Below are 26874 nucleotides of genomic sequence, written 5' to 3'. Positions count from 1 at the left end.
ATGACCGCATTGACCGATCTACTGACCTTCCAATCCGGGACCGAAGCGCTGGCCGCCATTGCCGGACGCCTGGAATGGGACCAGGAAACCATGATGCCGCGCGGCGCCGCCGCCCAACGGGGCGAGGAAAAGGCCGCGATCGAGGCAGTGCTGCACGCCCGGCGCACCGATCCCCGGATCGGTGACTGGCTGTCAGAGGCGGAGGGCACGACCCTGACGGAAGTGGACGCCGCCAAGCTGCGGTTGATCCGGCGTGGCTTTGAACGCAACTCCCGCGTGCCGGCCAGCCTGGCGGCGGAGATCGCACGGGTGACATCCGTGGCGCAGGGGCAATGGGCCCAGGCGCGGGGGGATGACGATGTCGCGGCCTTTGTCCCGGTGCTGGAAACCATCGTCCGGCTGCGGCAGGAAGAGGGTGCGGCGCTGGCCGACGGCGGCGATCCCTACGACGCGTTGCTTGACGATTACGAACCCGGCGCCACCGCCTCGCAGCTGGAGGCGATGTTCGCCGAAATGCGCCCCCGGCTGGTCGAGCTGCGCGCCCGCGTGCTGGACCGCCCGGCGCCGCAGGGCGTGAAAGGCCAGTTCGACGAAGCCGCGCAGATGGCCCTGACGGAAAAACTGGCCCTGGCCTTCGGCTATGATCTGAACCGGGGCCGGATCGACAAGGCGGTGCATCCGTTTTCCTCCGGCTCCGGGGCGGATGTGCGGATCACCACCCGCACCAGCCCGACGGATCCGTTCAATTGTCTGTATTCGACGATTCACGAGGTGGGTCACGCCTGCTATGAACAGAATATCGATGAGGCCTATGCCCTGTCGCCGCTGGGGCAGGGTGTTTCGATGGGGGTGCACGAAAGCCAAAGCCGCATCTACGAAAATCAGCTGGGGCGTTCCCGCGCGTTTACCAGCTGGGTCTTCGGTCAGATGCGTGATGCCTTCGGTGATTTCGGTATCGCGGATGAGGAGGCCTTCTATGCCGCTGTCAACAATGTGCAGCGGGGCTTTATCCGGACTGAGGCGGATGAGCTGCAATACAATCTGCACGTCATGCTGCGATTCGATCTGGAGCGGGCTTTGATCTTCGGCGATCTGGCCGTCGCCGATCTGGAAGGGGCATGGAACGAACGCTTCCGTGCCGATTTCGGCTATGACGTGCCGCGCCCCTCGCTGGGGTGTTTGCAGGATGTGCATTGGTCGGTCGGGCTATTTGGCTATTTCCCGACCTATTCGCTGGGCAATGTCTATGCCGGTTGTCTGCACCAGGCGCTGCGCGCGGATGTGCCGAACCTTGATGACCAGCTGGCGCAGGGCGATACCAGCGCCGCAACCGGATGGCTGCAAGAGAAGGTACAGCGTCACGGCAGCCTGCGGACCCCGCGCGACGTGATCACCCAGGCCGTCGGTGCGGCGCCCACGGCCGCGCCGCTGCTGGATTATGTCGAGGCTAAATTTGGTGATCTCTACAACCTGTAGGGGCGCAAACGCTCCGGCGCGTGTGTCGGTTGCAAGCATGGCTCGGCCACATGTCGCTGCCATGCGGCGTGCGCCATGGCAGCGGCAGTGCAGTGGCGACCATGTCAGGGAAAGAAAAAGGGCCGGCGGTTCGGGCCGGCCCAGTTGGAAGGGATTGACGGGGTAGAAGCGTCAAACCACCATGTTGAGGTCAGCCAACGGACCGAGGACCGCCGCGAACCGGCGTTTCAGGCCAACCTCCACAGCGATCGAAAAATTCGATTGCCGCGTAAATTCAAAAACCCTTCGCCTGGGCGAACCCCAAAAAAGGGGGAAATGGCGCAGCCCATAGGGGGAGTGATTTTGCGCCATCGAAACAAATCAATCAATCTGTGAATGAATATGCATGGTCATCATATGCGCCACAAGTTGTCCGACGGAAAACCTGTGGTTGCATTTTTGCAGTGTCGCAATCATGTCGCCTCTTGCAGGCCCACACATTCCGATGCCCAATCCGCCACGGTTTGCAGTACCGGATCCTTGCGCCGGGTCTCGTGAAAACACAAGTATAGCGGCGAGGTATTGGGCTTTGCTTCGGGATCAAAGACTTGCAGGCCCTCGATGCTGCGCGCGGCAGAGAGGGTCATGACGCCGGGCAGGCGGGTCCTGGTCACTGCGCGGCAGACATCCAGCATGGTTTCCATGCGGATATCGGGATCGGCGCCGCCCATGATCGCGCGAGCATGTTGCATGGGTGCAAATTTTTCATGCACACGCAGCAGCCCGACCCAGCGACCGTCGCGGGGGCTGTCCTCGAAACCATAGACATTGGTCGAGACCTTGCCGACATAACGCACCACAAGCCGCCCCTGTTCGGGCCGTACGGGGGTCAGGAACAGGTCGGTTTCGCCCAGGGCCTCTTGATAGAGCAGGGTGTTGAAGGTCAGTTCCAGCTCTGGATATTTCTCGATGAAATCCCGCAGGCCGGGCAGCAGGACCATGGCGGCGACGGTTGGCGGGGTGCCGATGGTGACGTGACCGCGGGTTTCCGTGGCGGTCGTGTCCTTGGCATTCAGGTAGGATTCGAGATCGTTCTCAAAGGTGGTGATGCTGTCGATCAGCTCTCCCACCGCGTCATTGGCGACCCAGCCTGACGGGGTCTTCAGAAACAGTTCAAAGCCCAGGGTTTCGGATAGCCGGGCCAGCCGCCGCGACACGGTGGCCGGGTTGGTGTCCAAAAGACGTGCGGCCGAACTCATGGAGCCGGTTTTGTGCACAGCGACCAGGTAACGCAGATCGTCCCAGTTCTTCATGGTTTCTTGTCCCGATAGATTTTTGCATCCAAAGGCGGGAATACGAGGTGCCGATAGCACCACACATTCCCGCAATCCCGTATACTCAAAAATCGACGGTCAGCGCAATCCCGTATTTTCCCGGTGCGATTCGCAATCGGTGCTATGCGTCATTTTCGCCAGCGTCTTCATCACCTTCCTCGACGATCCGCGCGACCGAAACAACCTGTTCACCGGTTCCGGTGTTGAACACCCGTACCCCGCCCGCAGACCGGGATCGGAAGGAAATTCCATCCACCGGAACGCGAATGGATTGCCCGCGTGAGGTCGCCAACATGATCTGATCGTCCATTTCGACTGGAAATGCTGCCACGATCGGGCCGCCGCGCATTGCCTTGTCCATCGCTGTCACGCCCATCCCGCCGCGTCCGCGCACCGGGTAATCGTGCGACGACGACAGCTTGCCGGTGCCTTGTTCGGTGATCGTCAGGATCAGGTTCTCGGCGGCCGACATCTCGGCGTAACGTTCCGAGGGCAGGATGGCATCCGCGTTGCCGTCCTCCTCGTCGGTTTCCGTCTCCTCCGTCACGCCGGCCATCAGGCGGCGCATCTTCAGATAGGCGGCGCGCTCGTCCGATGTGGCTTCGAAATGCCGGATCACCGCCATGGAGACGACGTGATCCCCGTCGGACAGGCGAATGCCGCGCACACCGGTGGATTTGCGCCCCTTGAAGACCCGCACAGCGGTGGTGGAGAACCGGATCGCCCGGCCCGCATCCGTCACCAGCATCACGTCGTCCTCTTCGGAGGCGATGCGCGCGTTTACCAGTTCCACCCCTTCGGGCAGATCCATGGCGATCTTGCCGTTACGCATGACATTGGTGAAATCCGACAGCGCATTGCGCCGCACATCCCCGGCAGAGGTGGCAAAGACGATCTGGAGATCGGCCCAATCCGCCTCGTCCCGGTCCACGGGCATGATCGCCGCGACAGAGGCACCGATGGGAATCGGAAGAATGTTGACGATCGCCTTGCCCTTGGATGTCCGTCCACCCAGCGGCAGGCGCCAGGTCTTCATCTTGTAGACCATGCCTTCGGTGGTGAAAAACAGCAGTTGGGTATGGGTATTGGCCACGAACAGGGTGGTGACAGCATCGTCTTCCTTGAGGGAGCCGCCCGACAGCCCCTTGCCGCCACGCTTCTGGGCGCGGAAATCGGCCAGCGGGGTGCGCTTGATATAGCCGCCGGCCGTAACGGTGACGACCATGTCTTCCCGTTCGATCAGGTCTTCGTCTTCCATGTCGCCGGACCAGTCGACGATCTCGGTACGGCGGGGCACGGCAAAGAGGTCGCGCACCTCGCGCAGTTCGTCCGAAATGATGCCCATGATCCGCTCGCGAGAGCCAAGGATCTCCAGATATTCCCGGATCTTCTTCGCCAGCTCCTGCAACTCGTCGGTGACTTCGCGCACGCCCAGCTGGGTCAGCCGTTGCAGCCGCAGCTCCAAGATGGCGCGGGCCTGGGTTTCCGACAGGTTATAGGTGCCGTCGTCGTTCATCCGGTGGGTCGGATCGTCGATCAACTGGATGTATTCGGCAATATCGCCAGCCGGCCAGCGGCGCGTCATCAGCTTCTGACGGGCTTCGGCAGCGTCGGAGGAGGCACGGATCGTCGCGACGACCTCGTCCACGTTGCTGACCGCCACGGCCAGACCGCACAGCACATGGGAGCGTTCCCGCGCCTTGCGCAGCTCGAACGCGGTGCGGCGGGCGACGACCTCCTCGCGGAACTGGATGAAAGCGGAGAGGAACCCGTAAAGCGTCAGAACCTCCGGCTTGCCCCCGTTCAGCGCCAGCATGTTGCAGCCAAAGGAGGTCTGCATCGGGGTAAAGCGGAACAGCTGGTTCAGCACCACGTCGGGCGTGGCGTCGCGCTTCAGTTCGATGACCACGCGCACGCCCTGACGGTCGCTTTCGTCCTGGACGTGGGAAATGCCTTCGATCCGCTTGTCACGCACATGTTCCGCGATCTTCTCGATCATCGCGGCCTTGTTCACCTGATAGGGGATCTCGTCGATGACGATGGCATAGCGGTCGCGGCGCAGCTCCTCCACATGGGTCTTGGAGCGGATGATCACGCTGCCACGCCCCTGCAAGTAGGCCTTGCGCGCGCCGGACCGGCCCAGCATCACGCCGCCGGTGGGAAAGTCGGGGCCGGGGATGAAGTCGATCAGCTCTTCGATCGACATGTCGGGATTTTCGATCAGCGCCAGCGTGGCATCCACCACCTCGCCCAGGTTATGGGGCGGAATGTTGGTCGCCATGCCCACGGCAATGCCGCCGGCGCCATTGACCAGCATGTTGGGGAACCGCGCCGGGAGGACGACGGGCTCGCGGTCCTTGCCGTCGTAATTGTCCTGGAAATTGACCGTATCCTTGTCGATATCGGCCAGCATGTAATTCGCGGCCTTGGCCATGCGCACTTCGGTATAGCGGAAGGCCGCAGCCTTGTCCCCGTCCATGGAGCCGAAATTGCCCTGACCGTCCAGCAGCGGCAGGGACATGGAAAAGTTCTGCGTCATCCGCACCAGCGCATCGTAGATCGCGCTATCGCCATGCGGGTGATACTTGCCCATCGCGTCGGCCACGGGGCGCGACGATTTCCGGTAGGACTTGTCGAAGGTGTTTCCGACCTCGTTCATTGCGTAAAGAATACGCCGATGCACGGGCTTCAGGCCGTCGCGCAGATCCGGGATGGCGCGGGCCACGATGACGGACATGGCGTAATCCAGATAGGAAACGCGCATTTCGTCCGTGATCTGCACACTCGGCCCATCATAGGGCGTCGGTTTGATTTCGTCTTCGTTTTCAGGGGGTTCCGGCGTGTCGGTCAAGTCGTCTGCCTGTCGCGTTGGGGGGAACTACATCTTGTTGAACGTCGTTATAGCACCCCGTGTATCTTGGGTGCAATGGCGCCTGTCCGGTTCGCTGGCAGCCATGAGGAATGGCTGATAACACACTGTTTTTGTTGCAATAAAAATCAGACAGGTCATGCTGATCGAATAAACTGGTGCGAGGACAGGAAAGGATGGCAGGAATGGAGCGGGAAACGGAGCTGATGCTCAAGGGGTACGGGCTGACCACGGCGGAATTCTTCTACCGCATGCCGGATTACTGCCATGTGCTGAATACGTTCATCTGGCAGGAATACGACCTGGCGCCGGACCACCCGAAACTGTTCGGCTTCATCGAATTCTGGCAGGCCGAGATCGAGGGCGCCCTGCATTCGGTCCGCTTCACCCACCGCAAGGAAATCGCGCCGGGCGAGTGGCGTCAATGCGTGGGCGAATTCCGCTATCACTGAGGGCAAGCGGGTCAGGTTCGAGGGCTGCAAGGGCCTCTCTTGGTCCGCGCACTCCGGATCGCCGGGCGTGCACTCAGACCCAGACCGGCAGACCCAGATCGGCAGACCCAGATCGGCCGGTCGAACCCGGGCGCCGCAAAACCGCGCCCTGTGACTGCGACTGCCCGTCCCGCCCTTCGGGCGGCAAATACCGCTGCCGGAGGCGGATCCGCGGGCGCGACCCGTGCCGCGCCCGATCAACGCCGTCGCGCCGCGCCGCAGGATCAGGGCAGGATGCGCGTGTATTTCAGACCTTCCAGCGTCGCGCCAAGCCGCAGCCCGGCCTGGCCGAAGACCACCGCCACCACCGGCGAGACCGAGGTGGTGGTTTCCGCGCGCAGCATCTCGCCCACGTCGTTGAAGGCGTATTCCACGTCGGCGGAAGCCGCCCAACCATCGGATCGGCGGAAGTTCTGCAACGCCTCTTCGGTCATGAAAAACAGCACATGGGCATATTGCTGTGCGCCGAATTGCAGGCCCACATTGGCACGGGTGGCAGAGTAGTAATCCACCGTCGCACCGCCAACGCGCAGCGCGCCGCGACCATAGCCGCCGCCGACGCCCAGCCCTGCCTCGGTGATGACGGGCATCACCATCATGCCCGAGGACCGCGCAGAGAGGGTCCGCGTCTGCGGGTATTTCTCGAACATGTGGGCGATGGTGGCATCGACGCGGGCGTCGATCTCGGACGGCGCGCGGGAGCCGACGCCGCGGCTGCAAGCCGCCAGCGCGGGCAGGGCCGCGAGGCCGGCCAGAGTGAAGGAACGTCTGGTCAGTTGGGTCATGTCACTTGCCTGTCACTGCCCCGGTCAGGCCGGTGGCGTTTCGTTGTTCTGTCCTGCTCGGACCTTGTTCTGTCGGGCCTTGTCCGGGTTGCGCCCGGATTGCCGGCCCATGTCTGCGTGGCGCGGGGGAGCCCCGCGCAGGGCGCAGTATAGTCCTGCGCGCAGATCCTGTCACCGGATAACGCCGTGCGCGCCGGCAGGGGGCAGGATCCGGCCGGTCGCGGCGGCGGGAACCGACCGCGGCGTGATCACACCCCTCCGGTCCGGTGCGGTCAATCCGACAGCAGGCGCGCCACGGCGGGGGCAAAGTAGGTCAGCACCCCGTCGCATCCGGCCCGACGAAAGCCCAGCAGGCTTTCCACCATGGCCTTTTCCCCGTCGATCCAGCCATTTTGCGCCGCCGCCTGGATCATCGCGTATTCGCCCGACACCTGATAGGCAAAGGTCGGCACGCCGAAGGCATCCTTTATCCGCCGGCACATGTCCAGGTAGGGCATTCCCGGCTTGATCATCACCATGTCCGCGCCCTCGGTCAGGTCGCGGGCGACCAGGCGCAGGGCCTCGTCGGTGTTCCCGGGGTTCATCTGGTAGGTCTTCTTGTCGCCCTTCAGCGCGCCCGAGGCCCCGACCGCGTCGCGGAACGGCCCGTAGAAGGCCGAGGCATACTTGGCCGAGTAGCTCAGGATCGACACGTTTTGGTGGTCGGCGGCTTCCAGCGCGCTGCGCATCGCGCCGATGCGGCCATCCATCATGTCCGAGGGACCGATGATGTCGGCGCCCGCCTCGGCCTGGCTGAGCGCCTGTTTCACCAGCGCCTCCACCGTGGCGTCGTTCACGATCTCGCCGTCCACGACGAAACCGTCGTGCCCATCGATGTTGTAGGGGTCCAGCGCCACATCTGTCATGACCAGCAGGTCGGGGCAGGCGGCCTTGATCGCGCGGGTGGCACGGTTGGACAAATTGTCGGGGGACCAGGCCTCCGCGCAATCGGATGTGCGTTTCTCCATTGGCGTATAGGGAAACAGGCAGATCGCCGGGATGCCCAGAACGTGGGCCTCCTGCGCGGCCAGAACCACGCGATCGACCGAACGGCGCACCACGCCGGGCATGGAGGGTACGGGTTCCTCGTGGTCCTCGCCCTCACAGACGAAGACGGGCCAGATCAGGTCCGAGACCGACAAGCGGTTCTCCTGAACCAGGTCGCGGAGCGCGCCGCTGGCGCGGGTTCTGCGGAAACGGGTGGCGGGAAAGGGGGCATGAAGCGGCTGCATCGGTGATCCTGTGCTTGATCCGGCGGGGCGGTGGTGGCATGGAATAGCGCGTCTCCTTACCGGGACGCAACGGGCCATCCGGTTCCGGCGCGGCGACGGGGTCCGATCCCGGCGCGAACGAACGCGCAACATGGGGGCACGAAAGGCAGGCGGGTGAACATTTCGACGAGTATCTTCGAGCTGATCGACCTCAGATCGTTTTCGAATCTCTGGTTCTGGATTGCGCTTGCGGTTGTCTGGTCCTCGGCCAGCCACTGGGTGCTGGGCGTGCCCTATGACCTGGTGCTGCGCGCGCGCCGCCATCGCGGCCGGTTCGAGGACGATTTGATCGACCTGGTGCGGATCAACGTGACGCGTCTTCTCTACGCGGCCGAAGTCTCGGGGCTGATCATGGTGGGGCTGGGCAGTTTCGTGCTGACCATGCTGGTGGCGCTTGGGTTCTTCTACGATGTCGAATTCGCCCAGGCGCTGTTCCTGCTGATGCTGCCGCTCAGCCTGGTTGCGCTGATGTCGGTGCGCACGGCCCGGCAGATCCGGCTGGAAGATCCGGATCCCGAAACGTTATACAAGCGTCTCCACCGGCACAGGATGGCCGTGCAGGGGATCGGCGTGCTTGCCATACTCATCACGGCGATGTGGGGCATGTACCAGAACGCCACGCTCGGGGTTCTCGGCTAGACACAAAGGAAAGGCGCGATGGCAACGGATCCCGCCCATATCACCCTTGGCGGGGCGCCCGAAGGGTTCGACGCCGCCCTGATCCTGTCGGAGGCCCGCCGCCACGGCGGATCGGTCGTGCACGTGGCCCGCGATGACAAGCGGATGGCCGCCATGGCGGAGGCGCTGCGCTTCTTCGATCCGGGGATGCCGGTGTTCAGTTTTCCGGGCTGGGATTGCCTGCCCTATGACCGCGTCTCGCCCAATGCCGAGATCTCGGCCACCCGCATGGCCACACTGGCGGCGCTGGTGCACGGGATGCCGGACCGGTTCGTCCTGTTGACCACGCTGAACGCCGCGACCCAACGGGTGCCGGCGCGCAAGGTGCTGGAAACCTCTGCCTTTTCCGCGCGTGTCGGTGATCGGGTGGACGAGGCGGGGCTGCGCGATTTCCTGGTGCGCATGGGGTTCTCGCAATCCCATTCGGTGACCGAACCGGGCGATTACGCCATTCGCGGCGGCATCATCGACATTTTCCCGCCCGGACCCGGTGGGCCGGTGCGGCTGGATTTTTTCGGGGACGTGCTGGATGGCGCCCGCCGCTTCGATCCGGCGACACAGCGCACCACGGAGAAGCTGGAGCTGGTCGAATTGGCTCCGGTGTCCGAGGTCATCCTGGATGATCAGGCGATCACCCGGTTCCGCCAGAACTATCGCATCGAATTCGGCGCCGCCGGCACCGACGATCCGCTGTACGAGGCCGTCAGCGCGGGACGCAAGCACCAGGGCATCGAGCATTGGTTGCCGTTCTTCCACGACCGGCTGGAAGTGCTGTTCGACTACCTGCCCGGTGTCTCGATCACGCTGGACGAACATTCCACCGCCGCACGCCTGGCGCGGTGGGACAGTGTTGCCGATCAATATGAAACCCGCCGCATCGCCCTGACGGAAAAGGGGCGGATGGATTCGATCTACAAGCCCACGCCGCCGGAGCTGCTTTACCTTGACGATGCCGCCTGGACGCGGGCGGTGGCCGGGCGCCGGGTGGTGCAGCTGTCGCCGCTGCCGCAGGCCTCGGGCCCCGGCGTGGTGGATGCGGGCGGGCGCGTGGGGCGCAATTTCTCTCCTGAACGGCAGATGGAGAACGTCAATCTCTTTGCTGCGCTGGCCAGCCATATCAAGAAACGCCTGCCGGACGGTCCGGTGGTCATCGCTTCTTATTCCGAAGGCGCGCGCGAACGCCTGTCCGGCCTGATCGAGGACGAGGGCCTGTCGGAAACGATCCACATTCCCGACGCCAGCCGTGTCGGCAAGACCGGCCTTTATCTCGCCGTCTGGGCGCTGGAACACGGGTTCGAAGGGCGCTGGCAGGACCGACCTGTCACCGTGATCTCCGAACAGGACGTCCTGGGTGACCGACTGATCCGTGGCGCCCGCCGCAAGCGCAAGGCCGAAAATTTCCTGACCGAGGCGCAATCGCTCAGCCCCGGTGACCTGGTGGTGCATGTCGATCACGGCATCGGGCGCTATCACGGGTTGGAGGTGATCACCGCAGCCGGTGCCGCGCATGAATGCCTGGTGCTGGAATATGCCGAAAGCGCGCGCCTTTATCTGCCGGTCGAAAATATCGAGCTGCTGTCGAAATATGGCCACGAAGAGGGGCTGCTGGACAAGCTCGGCGGCGGCGCCTGGCAGGCCAAGAAGGCCCGGCTGAAGGAACGCATCCGCGAGATGGCCGACCGGCTGATCCGCGTCGCCGCCGAACGTGCCCTGCGCCGCGCCCCCATGCTGGAGCCGCCGGGCGGTGAATGGGACGCCTTTCAGGCCCGTTTCCCCTATGAGGAGACAGAGGACCAGCTGTCTGCAATCCATGACGTGATGGACGACCTCGGCTCCGGCCACCCGATGGACCGGCTGATCTGCGGCGACGTGGGGTTCGGCAAAACAGAGGTGGCGTTGCGCGCGGCCTTTGTCGCGGCCATGTCGGGGGTGCAGGTGGCGGTGATCGCGCCCACCACCCTGTTGGCGCGCCAGCATTACCAGGGCTTCGCCGAACGGTTCCGGGGCTTCCCGATTCAGGTCAGCCCGCTGTCGCGGTTCGTCTCTGCCTCCGACGCCACAAAGACGCGTGAGGGGATCTCGCGCGGGACGGTGGATATCGCCGTGGGCACCCATGCCCTGCTGGCCAAGGGCATCCGGTTTCAGAACCTGGGCCTGCTGATCGTGGACGAGGAACAGCGCTTTGGCGTCAATCACAAGGAACGGCTGAAGGCGCTGCGCACCGATGTTCATGTGCTGACCCTGACCGCCACACCAATTCCGCGCACGCTGCAATTGTCTCTGTCGGGGGTGCGTGACCTGTCGATCATCGGCACCCCGCCGGTGGACCGCCTGTCAATCCGCACCTACGTCAGCGAATTCGACACCGTCACCATTCGCGAGGCGCTGCTGCGCGAACATTATCGCGGCGGGCAGAGCTTTGTCGTGGTGCCGCGCGTGTCCGATCTGGCGGAGATGGAGGAATTCCTGAAAACCCAGGTGCCGGAGGTCAGTTTCGTCACTGCCCATGGTCAATTGGCGGCTGGCGATCTGGATCAGCGGATGAACGCCTTCTACGACGGGCGCTACGATGTGCTGCTGGCCACCACCATCGTGGAAAGCGGGCTGGATATCCCCCGCGCCAACACGATGGTTGTCTGGCGCGCGGACATGTTCGGCCTGTCGCAGCTGTATCAGATCCGGGGACGCGTCGGCCGGTCCAAGACCCGTGCCTATGCCTACCTGACGACGAAACCCCGCGTCCGGCTGACGCCTGCCGCCGAAAAGCGCCTGCGGGTGCTGGGCACGCTGGACACGCTGGGCGCGGGCTTTACCCTTGCTTCGCAGGATCTGGACATTCGGGGCGCCGGCAACCTGTTGGGGGAGGAACAGTCCGGCAACATGCGCGATGTCGGCTATGAACTGTACCAGAGCATGCTGGAGGAGGCGATCGCCAAGATCCGCACCGGGGAACTGGACGGCCTGACGGAGGCCGACGACCAATGGGCGCCGCAGATCAATCTGGGCGTGCCGGTTCTGATCCCCGAGGATTTCGTGCCCGATCTCGACCTGCGCCTGGGCCTCTATCGCCGCCTGTCGAGCCTGTCGACCAAGGTGGAGCTGGAAGGCTTTGCAGCGGAGTTGATCGACCGGTTCGGCCCGCTGCCGCGTGAGGTCAACACCCTGCTGCTGATCGTGCGGATCAAGGCGATGTGCAAACGCGCCGGCATCGCCAAGCTGGACGGCGGCCCCAAGGGTGCAACGATCCAGTTCCACAACGACAAGTTCGCCAATCCCGAAGGGCTGGTCGAATTCATCAAGGACCAGCGCGGCCTGGCCAAGGTCAAGGACAACAAGATCATCGTCCGCCGCGACTGGAAAAAGGAAAGCGACAAGATCAAGGGCGCCTTTGCCATCGCGCGCGACCTGGCCGAAAAGGTCATCGCCGCGAAAAAGGCCGCGCGGGCCAAGGCCGCGAAGTGACCACCGCCGCCGGGGGCAGGATCGCCTCCGGCAAGCGGAGGGGCAAAGCGGTGCATGGGACGCGCGCTGCCCGGTGTCAATCTGTCAGAGGCCAGATCGCGCCCTGTCAGCCGGTGGAACAACAGCCCCGCATCGCGGCCTGCGCGCAGAAACAGCTGGCGGCGACCTCCACATCGGCGCGGGCAAGTGCCAAGTCCAGACGTTGCCGGATCAGCGGACGCTCTGACGCTTCGCCGCGCGCTTCCAGGCAATCGTGCAACCCCTTCAGCGCCCAGACGTTATCGGGGTGGATGCAGACGCGGGGCAGATCACCCGCCAGCCCCAGATCTTCGCGGTAGACCTGTTCGGCCTCCGCCACCTGGCCTTGTTCGAACAGCAGCGCTCCAAGGGCGTGCCGGGCGGGCTGCATCCAGCCCCAGGGCTCGTCATAGGGCAGGGTATCGTCGAGGCGGACCGCCTCCCGCAGGGCGTCGAAGGCAGCGGGGAAATCCTGCTGCCGGTAAAGGATTTCCCCGCGCAGCATGGCGCGGGCCACGGCCAGCAGGTCCACCACGCGGTTGTTGTGCATCAACCGCGTCGACGGCACCCGCGCGGCGGCCTCCAGAAAGATATGTTCCGCCGTCAGCGCCTGGTCCACCTGGCCCAGAGCGGCATGGGCCAACGCCTTGCCATAAAGGACAAAGGCGGTGGTGGCGCAGTAGAACGCCTGATCCTCGGGCAGGGGCAGGGCCAGCAGCTCCGCCCAGCGGCCAAATCGGATCAGGATATGCGGCTCGAACCCCATGAAGCTTTCGAAATAATCGGCCATCGGTGGGCTTTCGATGCGCAGCATCTCGTCGGGGGTGGTGGCGATCAGGTCGCGATTGGCGGCCAGGGCAGGCGCGATCTGACCCAGGAACATGGCGCCGTAGATGACGAAATGGTAATTGTGCTGCCGGTAGCCGGTGTAGAAATCCATGCCGCCCCTGCTGTCGTACCAGCGCCGGTCGGCCCGCACGGCCTGCTGGTTCCAGTCCACCGTGGCCTGGTAGTCGCCGCAGAGCACGTCGATATGGGTGGGCATATGCACCAGGTGGCCGGCATCCGGCACCAGCCTGCGCAACGCGTCGCCGGCGCGCAGCGCGGCCTGCGGTTCGGGCGACATCTCCATCAGGTGGATGTAAAGGTGCAGCAGGCCGGGATGAGCCATGGCGCCGGGCCGGGCCAGCGCGGTTTCCAGCACCTGGCGGCATTCCACCGTATGGGCCCGCGGATTGGGTTGGCCGGCGGGCAGATCCCACATCTTCCAGGGCGTGACGTTCAGCAGCGCCTCAGCGAAGATCGTCGCCGCCTCCGCATCTTCGGGCAGGGCCTGGTGGACCTGGCGCATCGCGGCGGCATAGTCTTCGTCCCAGGGGCGCATGTCCTCGACCGGCTCGGCCTGGGGGTAGCGGGCGGGCAGGGCGCGGATCAGCGCCGCCTCCCAGGGCTGAACCCGGTCGGCCAGCGCCAGTGCACGGTCCATCGCATCGCGCGCCACGGCCAGGGCGGCACGGCGCGAGGGCAGGTCCATCACCTTCCATGGCAGGTTGTAATTCGGCCCCGAGGCATAGGCCACGCCCCAATGCGCCATGGCGCAGGCGGGATCGGCCTCCGCCGCGCGGCGAAAACAGGCTACGGCTTCCACGTGGTGATAGCCAAAGGTCCAGTTCAGCCCGCGATCGAACCAGGTCTGTGCCTGGGCATTGGCGCAGGTGACGGGACGGGAATGCGGGCCAAGGTCGAAATAGGTGTCAGAATGAGTCATGCGGAATGGTTAGCGCCGGTGCCAGCAGGGGACCAGAGGTTTCGCGCCTTGCCGGGGGGGGGCTGTGGTGCGCCGACCAATCCGGCGCCGGGTGCGGCAGGCGCCTTCGGGCGGTTGTGCGGCGCGGGGCAGGGTGGCCGGGCTGAGAGGAGCGGGGCTGTTCTGAACAGGACCGATGCGGCCGCGCCGATCCGAACGGGCCAGGGGGCAGAGCCTGTCGCGCCATCGCGTCCGGCCCGTCAAGAAATCGCGACCGGTTCGCGCAGGGCTGGTCAGAGACCGCGCATCAGCGGCCGGATCTTCAGCCCGGTGATCCGGTTGTCCTTGCGCGCCGTGACCTCGAAACGGAAGCCGTGGAAGGAAAACACCTGTCCCACCGTGGGGATCGTCTGGGCCTCGTGGATCACCAGGCCGGCAACGGTGTTGGCCTCCTCGTCCGGCAGCGACCAATCCAGCGCCCGGTTCAGATCGCGGATGGTCATGGCCCCGTCGATCTGGAAATGCCCGTCCTCGGAAGGGCGCAATTCATGCTCTCCATCCTGGTCGAACTCGTCGGTGATTTCGCCCACGATCTCTTCAAGGATGTCTTCCAGCGTGATCAGACCCTGCAAGGCGCCGTATTCATCCACCACCAGCGCGAAATGCGTATGCAGCCGCAGGAACTGGCGCATTTGTTCGTCCAGCGTTGTGGTTTCCGGCACGAAATAGGGCGGCATCACCACGTCTTCGATGCGAAACCCGGTCAGGGCGGTGACGGCAGGGGTTTCCGCATCCTCCGCGGTTTCCGACGCCGTGACAAAGGCCAGCTTGTGCATCGCGCGCAACAGGTCCTTTGCGTGGATGATGCCGATGATGTTCTCCGGCTCCCCCTCGTAGACAGGCAGACGGGTGTGGTTGGAGCGCAGGCATTGCGTCAGGATGTCCGCCGGCGCATCGGCGGCGTTGATCATCTCGATCCGCGAACGGTGCAGCATGATCTCTTCCACGGCGCGGTCGCCCAGGTCGAGCGCGCCCAGAATGCGGTCGCGGTCCTCCTTTTCCACCACGCCTTCGGAATGGCCCAGCTGCAAGGCGCCGGCGATTTCCTCCCGCACGGCCAGGATCTGGCTGTCGGGATCGGTGCGCACGCCAAAGATGCGCAGCACGCCACGCACCAGAACCCGGACGGCGGACACGATGGGCGAGAACAGGGTGATGATCACCCGGATCGGTCCCGCCACGCGGGAGGCCGCGACCTCGGCATTGGTGATGGCATAGGTCTTTGGCAGAACCTCCGCGAAGATCAGCACCAGCACGGTCATCACCAGCGTCGCCAGCGCCACGCCGCTGTCGCCCAGCATCCGGGTGAACAGCGCAGTGGTCAGCGAGGTCGCCAGGATGTTCACCAGGTTGTTGCCCAGCAGGACAGAACCGATCAGCCGTTCGTTGTCCTCGGTGATGTCCAGCGCGGACGTGGCGCCCTTGGACCCCTTGTCGGCCAGCGATCGGAGCTTGCCGCGTGAGGCGGCCGTCAGCGCGGTTTCGGAGCCGGAAAAGAAGGCGGACAGCACCAGCAGCAACAGGATCGAGCCGGAGGTGACCCAGAAGGCGGTATCGAAGATCAGACCGGTTTCCATGATGCTTCCTGCTTGGACATTTGCAGGGGTTATGGTGGCGGGAGCGGGGCGGATCAAGGGGGCGTGACGCGGCATGGCGGGACGGGGTGACGCAGGCCGGGTAATGTCGGGGGCGATGTGGGCAGGGCGGGCCGAGCCCTTGGTGTGACGTGCCGCCCGGGGTGGGTGGCAGGAGAGGCGGCGGGGTCTACGATGGGACGCGGGCGGGTGATGGGCTGGTGAGGCCGTGCCGGAAGGCGATGAGCGGGGAGATGGTGGCACCCTTGCCTGGCAAACTCGTCCCGGTGGTGAGGGCAGGCGCCTCCGGCGGCGGTACTTGGGCCCGAAGGGAGGGAGCGTTCCACCCGGAGGAGCGAGGTCAGACCTGAGAGGAAGATGCCAGGGACAGGTTGAGAATGCAGGGCGAGGGCGCGGCGAAGGACACAGGGGCAGGGCCTGCGAATCGGGAGCCGGCGAGATGCGGCGGCGGTTTGGCTCTCAGCGCGGTTTGACCAGGGGGTGATGCGCCTCCACCAATTCCCGCAGGCGGGCCTCCAGCACATGGGTGTAGATTTCGGTCGTGGCAAGGTCGGCATGGCCCAGAAGGGTCTGGATCGCGCGCAGGTCGGCCCCGTTTTCCAGCAGGTGGGTGGCAAAGGCATGGCGCAGACGGTGCGGCGTCACGGCCTGCGGCGAGACCCCGGCAATCACGGCCATTTCCTTGATCAGCAAGTAGAACCTGTGACGGGTCAGGTAGCCGTCGGAGGAACCGGAGGGAAAGAGATGCGGCGAGGGAGGGTGCCCTTTGCGGCGCGCGGCGGCCTCTGCGGCGTCGCGCAGCGTCAACCAGGCGGTCAACGCCTCCCGCGCCGGGGGGGACAGCGGCACCATCCGTTCCCTGCCGCCCTTGCCCCGGATCAGCAGCATCTGCGGATCGCCCCGCGCGGCGCTGACGGGCAGGGAGACCAGTTCCGTCACCCGCATCCCGGTGGCGTAGAGAACCTCCACCAGGCAGGTGTTGCGGGCGCGGATCGCCTCCGTCCGGCCGAGGGTGCGGGCGGCGGCGAGCAGGTCCTCGACCTCCGCCATGGTCAGGGTGCGGGGCAGGGCGCGGCTGCGACCGGGCCCCTTGATGCGGATCGCGGGGTTGTCGGCGCGCCAGCCCTCTTCGAAGGCAAAGCGGTAGAGCTGTCGGATGGAAGACAGGCGACGGGCGCGGGTCGCGGCGGAAAAACCCTGCGCCTCGCAATGGACCAGGTAGGCCTCGATATCGTCGCGGGTGGCCGTGGACCAGCCGGTGTTGCGTCCGGCCAGCCAGGCACCGGTGTCCTTCAGGTCGCGGCCATAGCCCAACAGGGTGTTGCGCGCCGCGCCGGCCTCTGCCGCCTGGGCGTCCAGAAAGGCCGAGATCCAATGCGCATCGCCGCCGTCGCCGCCCATCTGCCCGCCCATCAGCCCGCCCGGTCCAGGATCATCATCTGCAATGCCGCCCGACGGGCGGTGTCCTCCAGCCCGACATGGCGGAAGGTGGCCAGCGCGTCGGAAATATCCTTCCATTCGCCGGAGGCGGCGCGGGTATAAAGGGCCATCGCCTCCACGATGGCCTCCCCCAGCCGGCCGGCGTCCAGATGGGCGCGGATACCGCGCGGCAAGGGCCGCGACAGGTCGAAGCCGCGCGCGATCGCGGCGGCACGCGGGCCGATCACGTCGTCAGGCGCGGGCTCGCCCCGGGTCAGGCCCAGCAGGAAACGTTCGGTGGGCGTGGCCGGTTTCAGCTGTCCGGCGGCGGCCTCGTAATCGTCCGACAGCAGCGCGATGCGAAACGCCAGCGCGCGGGCCGGCCCCGATGCGGGGGTGATCCGGGCCAGCGCGGGACCGTAGAGACGGGAAAACGGCACCTCCAGCTCGGCGCGGCGCATCGCCGTCCAGGCCTCGGGCAGGGCGGCCAGGGCGCGATCGGCATCGCGTCGCGACTGGATCGCCGCGTCAAAGCGCTGGATCGCGGCCACCCGGTCCCAGATCCCGCCGGACGCCGCCGGCTTGCGATCCGAATAGACGCCCAGCAGGCGGTTTTCAGGCATGGCGCCGGTGCGGGCCAGGCGCTCTGCCGCTTCGATCTCGGCCTTCCAGCCGGAAACGTTGCGCAGATCCGTCATGGCAAAGGCACGCGGCAGGGCGGCGGCGGGCAACGGTTCTCCGATGGCTTCCTGAAGGCGAAAAGCCAGCGGGGTGATCTGCGACGGCGGCGGCAGCGCCACCGCGTCCTCGTCCATGCCGACATCGAGAAACCGCAGCAACAGCCCCTCCGTCGACGGGTCCAGCAGGCCAAGCGCGCTGACGGAGCCGAAGGTCAGGGCCGCCGTCTCCCAATCGCCGGTGCGGGCAAGGCAGAAGATATGTTCGGCATAGCCCGGCGACAGATCGGGGGCGGCGATCAGGCGGGTGCAGGCTTCGTCTTCGGTGCCGGCCAGCAGCGACAGGTCGAACCATCGGGCGAACAATGCCTCGTGACGGTCCGGCCCGGCGCGGGCCAGCAGGGCCAGCGCGGGATCCACCGCCCCCAGCTCGTAAAGCTTGTCGACGCGGGCCTGCAGCAGCACGGGATCGCGGCCTTCGCCCCTGGGGGGATCAGCTTCGGCCAGCAGCAGGGAATAGAGCAGGGATTGCATCGCGGGCAAGCCTGCCACGTCCAGCCCGCCGATCCGCCGCGACAGAATTTCCGCCTCGGAGGCGGACCAGAGCGTCAGCGGCAGGCCGGTTACCGCTTGCGGCAACAGGCCGACTCCCCCGGCGCGGGTCTCGTCCAGGGTGCTGGTGCGGACCTCCGGGCGTTGCGCGGTGCTGGCCACAGGCGGTTCGCCGGGTGGGGCAAAGCGGCCTGTGGTTTGCAGCGCGGCCCCGTCGAGGTCCAGACCGAAGGTCGGATCCGCGCCGGGCCGTGCCACGCCGTTCAGGCCGGTGGTGGAGCCGATGCCGGCGCGGGGGGCTGCGTGGGGCGCCGGCAGCACATCGCGGTTCAGCCAGTCGATGGCCGAGATCGGGCGCTCACCCGTCTCCTGCGCGACGGCCGCGCCGCTCAGCGTGGACAGCGCCAGCGTCAGACCCATCAGCAGCCACAACGGCCGTGGGCGGGCCGGCAATGGACCGGCGGCGGTTGGTGGCGGTACCGGCGGGGCGATCCCTGCGTAGAAGGTCAGAAGGCCGGGGACCGCGTCGGGCAGGGCGCATTCGTGCCGCCGCCGGGAGGCGGGCCTAGGGGTGGACAGGGCCTGTGCCTCAGCTCGCATCCAGCACCACGGGGGTTCGCATCTCCTGCGAGGGCGGCGCGAAATCGGCGCCGAAGAACGGCCCGACATAGGCATAGGCGACGAGGGCGATTCCCCCCAGAATGGCAAGGTAGAACAGCCATTTGATTATCCGAAACATGCGTGACCTGCCCGATTTTTCGCGTTTTCGTACCAAGTTATAGCTGGCCTTTCCGGCAAGATCACGCCATTCAGTCGGGAAATTCCGCAACAGGCATTTCGGTGCCGAGGTTTTGCCGGGCGATGGGCTGGAGACTGAAGAAAACGGTAGTGATGGTCGGCATGATGGGCGCCGGCAAGACCGCCGTGGGCAAGGCCCTGGCGGCGCATCTGGCCGTGCCGTTCCGCGATTCGGACGCCGAGATCGTGACTGCCGCCAACATGGAAATCGCCGAGATCTTCGCCCGCGACGGTGAGCAGTTCTTTCGTGACCGCGAAAGCCAGGTGTTGGCCCGGTTGCTGGACGACGCGCCCTGTATCCTGTCCACCGGCGGCGGGGCCTTCCTGCGTGACGGGAACCGGCGCATTATCTCGGAACGGGGGGTGTCTGTCTGGCTGGACGCGGATCTGCGGGTGCTGTGGTCGCGGGTGCGGCATCGCGATACCCGGCCGCTGTTGCGCACGCCCGATCCCCTGGCCACCCTCACCCAGCTGTTCGAGGTCCGCGTGCCGGTCTATGCCACCGCCGATCTGTCCGCCCGCTCCGAGGCGGGGGTATCGGTGGCACAGATGGCCGAACGTGTGACCTCCGCCCTGCTGACCCGCCCCGACGTCCTGGAGGAGACATGATCGAAACCGTCCGCGTGAACCTGGGCCCCCGGTCCTATGACATCGAAATCGGGCCTGGGCTGCTGGCCCGCTCCGGCGCGCTGATCGCGCCGCATCTGCACCGCTCCCGCGTGGCGGTCCTGACAGACGAGACGGTCGCGCCCCTCCATCTTGAAGGCCTGCGCGACGGGCTGGCCGGGCAGGGAATCGACATGGTGTCCCTGGCTTTGCCAGCCGGTGAACAGACCAAGGGCTGGCCGCAGCTCTGCCGCGCCGTCGACTGGCTGCTGGACCAGAAGATCGAGCGGAACGACATGATTCTGGCCCTGGGGGGCGGGGTGATCGGCGATCTGGCGGGATTCGCCGCCGCCGTGCTGCGCCGGGGGGTCCGGTTCGTACAGGTGCCCACGACGCTGTTGGCGCAGGTCGACAGTTCGGTCGGGGGCAAGACCGGGATCAACGCGCCACAGGGCAAGAACCTGATCGGCGCCTTTCACCAGCCGACGCTGGTTCTGGCGGATACCGATGTGCTGTCGTCACTGCCGGGGCGGGAGTTCCTGTCCGGCTATGGCGAGGTTGTGAAATACGGTCTGCTGGGCGATGCGGAATTCTTTGACTGGCTTGAGGCGCATGGCCCCGACATGGCCGCCGGCGATATGGCCGCGCGGGTGCATGCGGTTCGGCGCTCCTGCGAGATGAAGGCCGAGATCGTCGCTCGCGACGAGACGGAGCAGGGCGACCGCGCGCTGCTGAACCTCGGCCACACCTTCTGTCACGCGCTGGAATCGGCCACCGGCTATTCCGACCGCTTGCTGCACGGCGAAGGCGTTGCCATCGGCTGTGCGCTGGCGTTCGAACTGTCGGCGCGGTTGGGCCTGTGTGCGCAGGAAGACCCCTCGCGACTGCGGGCGCATCTGCGCGATATGGGAATGAAGACCGACCTGGCCGACATCCCCGGTGATCTGCCGGAGGCGGAGGCGCTGATGAACTTGATGGCGCAGGACAAGAAGGTCGTGGATGGCCAGTTGCGGTTCGTCCTGGCGCGGGGGATCGGCACGGCCTTCGTCTCGGCGGAGGTGCCGCCGGAGATCCTGCACGGGCTGCTCGCGGACGCGCTGTCGGCAAGATGATGCGCTGAACGCCGCGCCCCGACGGGGTGGGTGGTTGCATTCCGCCGCCGCAGCCGCTGTTATCGCAGGGCCGCCACACCTGGCCGTGGCGGACGTCGCGCCCGGCGCGCCACAGGAGGGGAAAGACCGCGATGATCACGCCGGACTATTGCCAGACCATGGCGCGTTACAACGCCTGGCAGAATTGCCGGATGCAGGCCGCGATGGCAGGGCTGTCCGAGGCCGCGCTGCGGGCCGACCGCGGGGCGTTCTTCGGGTCGATCCTGGGCACGGCGAACCATCTGCTTTGGGGGGACGCGATGTGGATGTCGCGGTTCGACGGCGGCGCGCGTCCGCAGGGGGGCGTGGCCGACAGTCCCGGACTGACGCCGGATCTGGCCGCCTGGTGGCGGGACCGCCAGCGGATGGACGCCCGGATCGACCGCTGGGCCGCGACGCAGACGGCGGCCGCGCTGGCCGGCGATCTGCGCTGGTATTCCGGCGCCCTGAGCGCCGAGGTGACCCGGCCGCGCGGGCTTTGCATCGCACATATGTTCAACCACCAGGCCCATCATCGCGGCCAGGTGCACGCGCTGCTGACGGCGGCCGGCGCCGCCCCGGCGGATACGGACCTGTTCCTGATCCCCGATCCGACGCCTGCCGCCCCTGCGCGCCCGGACAGCCCCCCGCCTGGCTGATCGGCCCGCACCCCGAAGTCACACCAGGATCACGTCATACCCAGAAAAGGAGACCGACATGAAAGCGCTGCTTGTCGAAAAGGACGGCGACGGACCGGCGAAACCGGCGATCCGCGATATCCCCGAAAGCGACTTGCCCGAGGCGGAGGTGACGGTCGCGGTGGAATATTCCACCGTGAACTACAAGGACGGGCTGTGTCTGTCGGAGAATGGCGGCGGTCTGGTGCGCAAGTATCCCCATGTGCCGGGCATCGATTTCGCCGGCACGGTGGAGTCGTCCAGCGATGACCGCTACGCGCCGGGCGACAAGGTCGTGCTGACCGGCTGGCGCGTGGGTGAGGCGCATTGGGGCGGCTACGCGGAAAAGGCCCGAGTGCGCGCCGATTGGCTGGTGCCGCTGCCCGCCGGGCTGACCTCGCGCCAGGCGATGGCCGTCGGCACCGCCGGGTTCACCGCGATGCTGTCGGTGATGGCGCTGGAGGATCATGGTCTGACCCCGGACAAGGGCCCGGTGCTGGTCACGGGGGCCGCGGGCGGTGTCGGCTCTGTCGCGACGATGATCCTGTCCGGGCTGGGCTACGAGGTCGCCGCTGTCACCGGCCGCCCTGAAACAGGTGACTACCTGAAGTCGCTGGGCGCCTCCACCATCGTGCCGCGTGCCGATCTGGCCGAAACGGTCAAACGCCCGCTGGAATCCGAGGCCTGGGCCGGCTGCATCGACGCGGTTGGCGGCGACATGCTGGCCCGCGTGCTGGGACAGATGAAATACGGCGCCTCGGTCGCCGCCGTGGGCCTGGCGGGCGGCGCGAAACTGCCGGCCACGGTGATCCCCTTCCTGCTGCGCGGGGTGAATCTGCTGGGCATCGACAGCGTGATGCAACCCTACGAGAACCGTCTGCGCGCCTGGGAACGGGTGGCTCGCGACCTGCCGATGGACAAGCTGGAGGCGGCGGTGCAGCCTGCCACGTTGGACGACCTGCCCAAACTGGGCGCCGCGATCCTGCAAGGCCAGGTCAAGGGTCGCGTGGTCGTCGATATCGCCGGCTGAGCCGAGGGCGCCCCTTGCCAACGGGACGGGCGGCCCCTGCGGGCGGCCCGCTCCGAGATGCGACGATGTCTATTTCCTGTGCACGGGTGTCATCCCGGCGCAACTCCTGTTAGCCTGCACAAAATCGAGGCGCCGCACCCTTTCGGTGATGTGACGCCCGCGCAGGACCGCCCGCATTGCCCTTTTTCCAAGGTGGCGCCGCTGGGCTGGCAAGCAAAAGGAGTAATCGACGTGTTCAACACAGTGATGGTCCCCGTGGACCTCGCCCATGCGGACAAGCTGGATCGCGCGCTGAGCTGCGCCGCCGATCTGGCGCAGCTGTACAAGGCGCGTGTGGTCTATGTCGGCGTTTCCGCTGCGGTGCCCGGCGCCGTGGCCCGCACGCCCGAGGAATTCGCCGCCAAGCTGGACGCCTTCGCCAACGAGCAGGCCCGCCTGCGCGGGATCGAGGCCACGGCCCATGCGGTGACCAGCCACGACCCCGCCACCGACCTGGACCCGGCCCTGCTGGACGCGGTCAAGGACACCGGCGCGGACCTCGTGGTGATGGCCAGCCACATCCCCAATGTGACCGATTACATCTGGCCGTCCAACGGCGGGTCGCTGGCGACCCATGCCAAGGTTTCGGTGCTGATCGTCCGGGGCGGTTGACCCCGCCGGATGCGCACCGCCAGCGCGGCGCTGTCGTGGGGGGGCATCCCCGCGGTCGCGCCTTGCGTCCCCGGCAGGGCCGGGGGGAATCGCGGGATACACCGCGAAGTCAATGAAAAGACGACGAAAAATAAACAGGGAAGCAACGCGAGAGAATAGCGCGACAACAAAAAGAGAAATGACTGAAACGGGAATCGTAACATGAGTGACACATCGGATCAGGGAATCCCCGCGCCGGAAGGTGCGGCGGCTGTGATCCAGACCGATTACGAAATCGGTCAGGACAATATCGACGGGCAGGTTGGGCCATTCGGATTTGACATCCACAACCCGGTCTTCCTGGTCTCGGGCCTGGCGATCATCGCCTTCGTCTTCTACACCCTCGCCCTGCCCGAACATGCGGGCGCGGCGTTCTCCTGGCTCTTCTCCGAGGTGACCAAGGGCTTTGACTGGTTCTTCATCGGGGCGGCCAACCTCTTTGTCATCTTCTGCCTGCTGCTGATCGTGACGCCGCTGGGCAATGTCCGCCTGGGCGGCAAGGAAGCCACTCCGGACTATACCTATGCCGGCTGGTTCGCGATGCTGTTCGCCGCCGGTATGGGTATCGGCCTGATGTTCTACGGCGTCAGCGAGCCGCTGTCGCATTTCTCGTCCTCCCTGGGCGGGATCGCCACCGGCGAGGACGGCCTGCGTACCGATTGGGCGCCGCTGGGCGGTGCCGAGGGTGACGAGCAGGCGGCCATCCGTCTGGGCATGGCGGCGACGATCTTCCACTGGGGTCTGCACCCCTGGGCGATCTATGCCGTGGTCGCGCTGGCACTGGCGCTGTTCAGCTACAACAAGGGCCTGCCGCTGACCATCCGCTCCGCCTTCTATCCGCTGCTGGGCGAACGCGTCTGGGGCTGGTGGGGCCATCTGATCGACACGTTGGCGGTCTTTGCCACGCTGTTCGGCCTGGCGACCTCGCTGGGGCTGGGGGCGACGCAGGCCAACGCCGGCCTGAACGAGCTGTTCGGCATTCCCGTCTCCTCCACCACGGAGGTGATCCTGATCTCCTGCATCACGGCGGTGGCGCTGGTGTCGGTGCTGCGCGGGCTGGATGGCGGGGTCAAGCTGCTGTCCGAGGTCAACATGGGCCTGGCCTTCGCGCTGCTGCTGTTCACGCTGATCGCGGGGCCGACCATCGCGATCCTGACCGGCTTTGTCGATTACCTGGGTGCCTACCTGCAACATCTGCCTGCCCTGGCCAATCCGATCGGACGAGACGACACCAATTTCGTGCAGGGCTGGACTTCGTTCTACTGGGCCTGGTGGATCTCCTGGTCACCCTTTGTCGGGATGTTCATCGCCCGTGTCAGCCGGGGCCGGTCGGTGCGTGAGTTCATCACCTGCGTGCTGCTGATCCCCTCGCTGGTCTGCGTGCTGTGGATGTCCGTCTTTGGCGGCGTCGCGATCCAGCAGGTGATCCAGGACGGCTACACCGCCGCCAAGGAGGCCGAGCTGCCGATCCAGCTGTTCAAGATGCTGGATGGTCTGCCGTTGACCACGATCACCTCCTTCATCGGGATCGTGCTGGTCATCGTCTTCTTTGTCACCTCCTCGGATTCCGGGTCGCTGGTGATCGACACGATCACCGCCGGCGGCAAGGTCGATGCGCCGGTGCCGCAGCGGGTTTTCTGGTGCCTGTTCGAAGGCGCGGTGGCCATCGTGCTGCTGTTGTCGGCGGGTGGGTTGAACAGCCTGCAATCCATGGTGATTTCCACGGGCCTGCCGTTCACGGTCGTGCTGCTGCTGATGTGCTTCACCATCTGGCGGGGTCTGCTGGAAGAACGCCGCAAGACCTGATCCCGACCATGGGATCACGTGATGCCCCCGTCCGCCGTCCTTGGCGGGCGGGGGTTTTTCATGGGCGGCTGCCGGGTGACTGAGCGCTGCTGCCGCGTCGGCCGGTCCGGAGCGCGGCTCTTGACCCGGCGGGTCACGCGCTACCTTGGCCGAAACCGTCAAGGAGTTGCCGATGCCTGCCCCCGTGATCCTCTGGCTGCGCCGTGACCTGCGGCTGTCGGACCACCCCGCTCTCGCCGCCGCTCTGGCGCAGGGGGCGCCGGTCATCCCGGTGTTCATCCGCGATGCCGGTGTCGATGGTCTGGGGGCGGCGCCGAAATTCCGACTGGGCCTGTCGCTCCAGGCGCTGGCCGGTGATCTGGAAGCCGTCGGCAGCCGCCTGATCCTGCGTGCCGGTCCCGCGCGCGAAGTGCTGGAAGACCTTGCCCGACAAACCGGGGCGGGGGCGGTGCATTGGTCGCGTCTCTATGATCCCGAAACGACGGAGCGTGACAGCCGGGTGAAATCCGCCCTGCGTGACGCCGGTCTGCGCGCGACTTCCCACGCCGGTCACCTGCTGTTCGAACCCTGGGAGGTGGAGACGGGGCAGGGCGGCTATTACAAGGTCTTTACCCCCATGTGGCGCAATGTGAAGGACCGCGACCTGCCGCAGCCTCGGCCCGCGCCCGCCCACATCCCCGCACCCGACCGCTGGCCCGACAGCGATCGGCTGGCCGATTGGCAGTTGGGGGCCGCCATGGACCGGGGCGCTGCGATCGTTGCCCGCCATGTCGATGCCGGAGAGGCCGCCGCCCTGGCCCGCCTGTCGGTCTTCATCCGCGACCGGGCAGAGGATTACGCCCGATCCCGCGACTTTCCCGGCCGCGACGGCACCAGCGACTTGTCGGATCACCTCAGCCTTGGGGAGATTTCCCCCCGGCGTTGCTGGCACGCCGCGTTGCGGGCCGCGCAGGACGGCAAGGCAGGGGCCGAAACCTTTCGCAAGGAACTGGTCTGGCGTGAATTCGCCTATCACCTGATGTACCACACGCCACAGCTGCTGGACGCCAACTGGCGCCCGGAATGGGACGGGTTCGACTGGGACCGCGACGCCCGCAGCGCCAGGGTCCGCGCCTGGAAACAGGGCCGTACCGGCGTGCCCTTCGTCGATGCCGCGATGCGGCAGATGTATGTCACCGGGCGGATGCACAACCGGGCGCGAATGATCGCCGCCTCCTACCTGACGAAACACCTGCTGTGCCATTGGTCCATCGGGGCGGAATGGTTCCGCGACTGCCTGGTGGATTGGGATGTGGCCAGCAATGCGCTTGGCTGGCAATGGGTGGCGGGGTCGGGGCCGGATGCCGCGCCCTATTTCCGCATCTTCAACCCGGACACCCAGGCGGCGAAATTCGATCCCGGCGGCAGCTGGCGCCGCGCCTGGATCGCCGAGGGGCAGGCCGATCCGCCACAGACCGCACGGTCCTGGTACGCCGCGATCCCGCGCCACTGGGCGCTGTCGCCCGATCAACCCTATCCCGAACCCGTGGTTTCCCTTTCCGACGGGCGGCGGGCCGCGCTGGAAGCCTATGCCCGCCACAAGGTCGAGTGACCACCGCCCGTGCAGCCGCCCGCCCCGCCCCTGCGACGCCTTGCGCCCGCCCCGTGAGCACGGCTAGGTATCAGCAGGAGCAACAAAAGGACCA

20 protein-coding genes are annotated in these 26874 nt (G+C 66.1%); 11 read left to right on the top strand and 9 right to left on the bottom strand.

What is annotated here, in order from left to right:
• Positions 1-1476, top strand: a complete 1476-nt coding sequence (locus tag G5A46_RS14825; RefSeq protein WP_163850593.1) for a carboxypeptidase M32 — start codon at positions 1-3, stop codon at positions 1474-1476.
• Between the two features lie 452 nt (positions 1477-1928).
• Here the strand turns inward: G5A46_RS14825 and G5A46_RS14815 are convergent, their stop codons facing one another.
• Together G5A46_RS14815 and gyrA are read right to left on the bottom strand one after the other, a co-directional pair.
• Entirely contained in the window at positions 1929-2768 is an 840-nt protein-coding gene (locus tag G5A46_RS14815) for a LysR family transcriptional regulator (protein WP_163850589.1), read from the bottom strand.
• A gap of 142 nt (positions 2769-2910) precedes the next feature.
• On the bottom strand, positions 2911-5640 hold the full coding sequence (gene gyrA / locus G5A46_RS14810) for a DNA gyrase subunit A (protein ID WP_163850587.1): 2730 nt from the start codon (positions 5638-5640) through the stop codon (positions 2911-2913).
• Positions 5641-5843: 203 nt separating this feature from the next.
• On the opposite strand from gyrA, the gene G5A46_RS14805 reads away from it, so the two are divergent.
• Positions 5844-6110, top strand: a complete 267-nt coding sequence (locus tag G5A46_RS14805) for an usg protein (protein WP_163850585.1) — start codon at positions 5844-5846, stop codon at positions 6108-6110.
• A 263-nt stretch (positions 6111-6373) separates the two neighbouring features.
• Here the strand turns inward: G5A46_RS14805 and G5A46_RS14800 are convergent, their stop codons facing one another.
• Positions 6374-6934, bottom strand: a complete 561-nt coding sequence (locus tag G5A46_RS14800) for a lipid-binding SYLF domain-containing protein (protein WP_163850583.1) — start codon at positions 6932-6934, stop codon at positions 6374-6376.
• Positions 6935-7206: 272 nt separating this feature from the next.
• Positions 7207-8205 (bottom strand): porphobilinogen synthase, encoded by a 999-nt coding sequence (gene hemB, locus G5A46_RS14795; RefSeq protein WP_163850581.1) that lies wholly within the window; start codon positions 8203-8205, stop codon positions 7207-7209.
• Positions 8206-8358: 153 nt separating this feature from the next.
• Here hemB and G5A46_RS14790 point away from each other — a divergent pair, with 153 nt between their 5' ends.
• Positions 8359-8883 (top strand): component of SufBCD complex, encoded by a 525-nt coding sequence (locus G5A46_RS14790; protein WP_163850579.1) that lies wholly within the window; start codon positions 8359-8361, stop codon positions 8881-8883.
• Positions 8884-8901: 18 nt separating this feature from the next.
• Positions 8902-12384, top strand: a complete 3483-nt coding sequence (gene mfd / locus G5A46_RS14785; RefSeq protein ID WP_163850577.1) for a transcription-repair coupling factor — start codon at positions 8902-8904, stop codon at positions 12382-12384.
• A 106-nt stretch (positions 12385-12490) separates the two neighbouring features.
• Here the strand turns inward: mfd and G5A46_RS14780 are convergent, their stop codons facing one another.
• The 5 genes from G5A46_RS14780 to G5A46_RS19665 all read right to left on the bottom strand — a co-directional run bounded on the left by G5A46_RS14780 (position 12491) and on the right by G5A46_RS19665 (position 19191).
• Complete coding sequence (locus G5A46_RS14780) at positions 12491-14170, bottom strand: tetratricopeptide repeat protein (protein WP_163850575.1); 1680 nt, start codon at positions 14168-14170, stop codon at positions 12491-12493.
• 272 nt (positions 14171-14442) lie between these two features.
• The gene (locus G5A46_RS14775; protein ID WP_163850573.1) at positions 14443-15786 is read right to left on the bottom strand and encodes an HlyC/CorC family transporter; all 1344 of its coding nucleotides are present in this window, start codon (positions 15784-15786) and stop codon (positions 14443-14445) included.
• Positions 15787-16263: 477 nt separating this feature from the next.
• Positions 16264-17205, bottom strand: a complete 942-nt coding sequence (locus G5A46_RS14770) for a tyrosine recombinase (protein WP_163851176.1) — start codon at positions 17203-17205, stop codon at positions 16264-16266.
• Positions 17206-17216: 11 nt separating this feature from the next.
• Positions 17217-18872: a hypothetical protein gene (locus G5A46_RS14765; protein ID WP_239520959.1), complete on the bottom strand. Its 1656-nt coding sequence runs from the start codon at positions 18870-18872 to the stop codon at positions 17217-17219.
• Between the two features lie 169 nt (positions 18873-19041).
• On the bottom strand, positions 19042-19191 hold the full coding sequence (locus tag G5A46_RS19665; protein WP_204318764.1) for a hypothetical protein: 150 nt from the start codon (positions 19189-19191) through the stop codon (positions 19042-19044).
• Positions 19192-19313: 122 nt separating this feature from the next.
• Here G5A46_RS19665 and G5A46_RS14760 point away from each other — a divergent pair, with 122 nt between their 5' ends.
• From G5A46_RS14760 to G5A46_RS14730, 7 genes are all read left to right on the top strand, one after another.
• Positions 19314-19859 (top strand): shikimate kinase, encoded by a 546-nt coding sequence (locus G5A46_RS14760; protein WP_163850571.1) that lies wholly within the window; start codon positions 19314-19316, stop codon positions 19857-19859.
• Positions 19856-20968, top strand: a complete 1113-nt coding sequence (gene aroB / locus G5A46_RS14755; protein ID WP_163850569.1) for a 3-dehydroquinate synthase — start codon at positions 19856-19858, stop codon at positions 20966-20968. Before G5A46_RS14760 ends, aroB begins: the two co-directional genes overlap by 4 nt.
• A gap of 131 nt (positions 20969-21099) precedes the next feature.
• Positions 21100-21645 (top strand): DinB family protein, encoded by a 546-nt coding sequence (locus G5A46_RS14750; RefSeq protein WP_163850567.1) that lies wholly within the window; start codon positions 21100-21102, stop codon positions 21643-21645.
• Between the two features lie 58 nt (positions 21646-21703).
• Entirely contained in the window at positions 21704-22693 is a 990-nt protein-coding gene (gene acuI / locus G5A46_RS14745; protein ID WP_163850565.1) for an acryloyl-CoA reductase, read from the top strand.
• A gap of 231 nt (positions 22694-22924) precedes the next feature.
• Positions 22925-23344, top strand: coding sequence for a universal stress protein (locus G5A46_RS14740; RefSeq protein ID WP_163850563.1), 420 nt, complete (start codon positions 22925-22927; stop codon positions 23342-23344).
• A 201-nt stretch (positions 23345-23545) separates the two neighbouring features.
• A complete protein-coding gene (locus tag G5A46_RS14735; protein WP_163850561.1) occupies positions 23546-25189 on the top strand; it encodes a BCCT family transporter in 1644 nt (547 codons plus the stop codon).
• Between the two features lie 172 nt (positions 25190-25361).
• Positions 25362-26780, top strand: a complete 1419-nt coding sequence (locus G5A46_RS14730; protein ID WP_204318763.1) for a cryptochrome/photolyase family protein — start codon at positions 25362-25364, stop codon at positions 26778-26780.
• Positions 26781-26874: the final 94 nt, after the last annotated feature.

Source organism: Pseudooceanicola aestuarii (genome assembly GCF_010614805.1).
Lineage (GTDB): Bacteria > Pseudomonadota > Alphaproteobacteria > Rhodobacterales > Rhodobacteraceae > Pseudooceanicola > Pseudooceanicola aestuarii.
This window is presented reverse-complemented; position numbering and strand designations above follow the sequence as displayed.

What these genes read in the sequence shown, in the direction of transcription:
- acuI (WP_163850565.1), top strand. Translation starts at nt 21,704, where the DNA reads ATGAAAGCGCTGCTTGTCGAAAAGGACGGCGACGGACCGGCGAAACCG.
- G5A46_RS14750 (WP_163850567.1), top strand. Translation starts at nt 21,100, where the DNA reads ATGATCACGCCGGACTATTGCCAGACCATGGCGCGTTACAACGCCTGG.
- aroB (WP_163850569.1), top strand. Translation starts at nt 19,856, where the DNA reads ATGATCGAAACCGTCCGCGTGAACCTGGGCCCCCGGTCCTATGACATC.
- G5A46_RS14780 (WP_163850575.1), bottom strand. Translation starts at nt 14,170, where the DNA reads ATGACTCATTCTGACACCTATTTCGACCTTGGCCCGCATTCCCGTCCC.
- G5A46_RS14800 (WP_163850583.1), bottom strand. Translation starts at nt 6,934, where the DNA reads ATGACCCAACTGACCAGACGTTCCTTCACTCTGGCCGGCCTCGCGGCC.
- G5A46_RS14815 (WP_163850589.1), bottom strand. Translation starts at nt 2,768, where the DNA reads ATGAAGAACTGGGACGATCTGCGTTACCTGGTCGCTGTGCACAAAACC.
- G5A46_RS14765 (WP_239520959.1), bottom strand. Translation starts at nt 18,872, where the DNA reads ATGGGTCTGACGCTGGCGCTGTCCACGCTGAGCGGCGCGGCCGTCGCG.
- hemB (WP_163850581.1), bottom strand. Translation starts at nt 8,205, where the DNA reads ATGCAGCCGCTTCATGCCCCCTTTCCCGCCACCCGTTTCCGCAGAACC.
- mfd (WP_163850577.1), top strand. Translation starts at nt 8,902, where the DNA reads ATGGCAACGGATCCCGCCCATATCACCCTTGGCGGGGCGCCCGAAGGG.
- G5A46_RS14760 (WP_163850571.1), top strand. Translation starts at nt 19,314, where the DNA reads ATGGGCTGGAGACTGAAGAAAACGGTAGTGATGGTCGGCATGATGGGC.
- G5A46_RS14770 (WP_163851176.1), bottom strand. Translation starts at nt 17,205, where the DNA reads ATGGGCGGCGACGGCGGCGATGCGCATTGGATCTCGGCCTTTCTGGAC.
- G5A46_RS14775 (WP_163850573.1), bottom strand. Translation starts at nt 15,786, where the DNA reads ATGGAAACCGGTCTGATCTTCGATACCGCCTTCTGGGTCACCTCCGGC.
- G5A46_RS14825 (WP_163850593.1), top strand. Translation starts at nt 1, where the DNA reads ATGACCGCATTGACCGATCTACTGACCTTCCAATCCGGGACCGAAGCG.
- G5A46_RS14735 (WP_163850561.1), top strand. Translation starts at nt 23,546, where the DNA reads ATGAGTGACACATCGGATCAGGGAATCCCCGCGCCGGAAGGTGCGGCG.
- G5A46_RS19665 (WP_204318764.1), bottom strand. Translation starts at nt 19,191, where the DNA reads ATGTTTCGGATAATCAAATGGCTGTTCTACCTTGCCATTCTGGGGGGA.
- G5A46_RS14730 (WP_204318763.1), top strand. Translation starts at nt 25,362, where the DNA reads ATGCCTGCCCCCGTGATCCTCTGGCTGCGCCGTGACCTGCGGCTGTCG.
- G5A46_RS14805 (WP_163850585.1), top strand. Translation starts at nt 5,844, where the DNA reads ATGGAGCGGGAAACGGAGCTGATGCTCAAGGGGTACGGGCTGACCACG.